The organism is Streptomyces sp. NPDC101166 (assembly GCF_044768125.1).
Taxonomy (GTDB): Bacteria; Actinomycetota; Actinomycetes; order Streptomycetales; family Streptomycetaceae; genus Streptomyces.
Genome location: NZ_JBIWPF010000336.1, coordinates 1 through 1,069 on the forward strand (window position 1 = coordinate 1; position 1,069 = coordinate 1,069).

Consider the following 1,069-nt stretch of genomic DNA (forward strand, 5'->3'; position numbering starts at 1 on the left):
CAGGCGCAAGCGCTCACCCTTCCCGCGCACATCCACGGCTACCCGCAGATCGTGTTCGGCGGCTACCTCGCGGGCCTGCTGGCCGAGCGGTCCGGCGCGGACACCGTGCGCGTCGACTTCCGGCGCCCGGTCATGGTCGGCACCCCGATCCTGCTGTCGCGTCCCGAGCACGGTCACGCGATCTGCACCGCCACCGACGACACCTTGCTGGTGGAGGCCACGCCCACCACCCTGGCCCTCGACCCGCCGCCCGCCCCGTCGTGGGCGGCGGCGAAATCCGCTGTCGAGCTCAGCCTGTCGGGCGATCGGACGGTCACCGACTGCTACGGCTGCGGGTTGGCCTGCGAACCCGGCCTGGGTCTGCGCTTGTTCCCGTCGGAACTGCCCGGGCACCAGCAGATGGCCGCCACCTGGACTCCCGACGCGCGGCTGGCCGACGAGTCCGGCGAGCTCCCGCCCGAGGTGGTCTGGTCGGCGCTCGACTGCCCCGGCGGGCGCGCCGCGTTCGTGTTCTCCCACATGCGCGGCGGCGCGTTCACCGCCGCGCTCAGCGCGACCCTGCTCCGGCCCGTGTACGCCGGGAACGACTACATCTCCCACGCCTGGATCATCGCCCGCGAGGGCCGCAAACACACTGTCGGAGTGGCGCTCTCGACCGCGGACGGCGACCTGTGCGCCGTCTCCGAGGCGCTCTGGATCGAACCGCGCCAGGACTGATCGCCACCCCGCTCCACGGAGACAGCGACAGGGCGGGCAAGTCGCCCGCCCCGGCACCGGATCAGAGGTTGCCGACGGTGTGTTCGAGCCGTTCGGCGACCAGCTGACGCGCCTTCTCGCGCAGGATGGGCCGATATCCGCTGGGGTACACCGGATCCGCGGGCGCGTACCCCTTCAGCACCTCCTTGGCCAAGGTGATCTTGTGGACCTCGGTCGGCCCGTCCGCGATGGCCATGATCTGCGCGTAGGTCATCATGTCGGTGAACGGCAGATCGGTGCTGACGCCGATCGCGCCGTGCAGGTGCATGGCCCGCTGGGCGATGTCGTGCATGACCTTCGGCATGGCGACCTT

At 71.2% G+C, this 1,069-nt stretch carries 2 protein-coding genes; one reads left to right on the plus strand and one right to left on the minus strand.

Features of this window, described 5'->3' with window-relative positions:
* On the plus strand, positions 1–717 hold a 717-nt coding region (locus tag ACIRS4_RS38915), incomplete at its 5' end, for a PaaI family thioesterase (protein WP_404205112.1).
* A gap of 61 nt (positions 718–778) precedes the next feature.
* On the opposite strand, the gene ACIRS4_RS38920 is transcribed toward ACIRS4_RS38915, so the two are convergent.
* Positions 779–1,069: acyl-CoA dehydrogenase family protein (locus tag ACIRS4_RS38920; protein WP_404205115.1), on the minus strand; the 291-nt coding region annotated here is incomplete at its 5' end.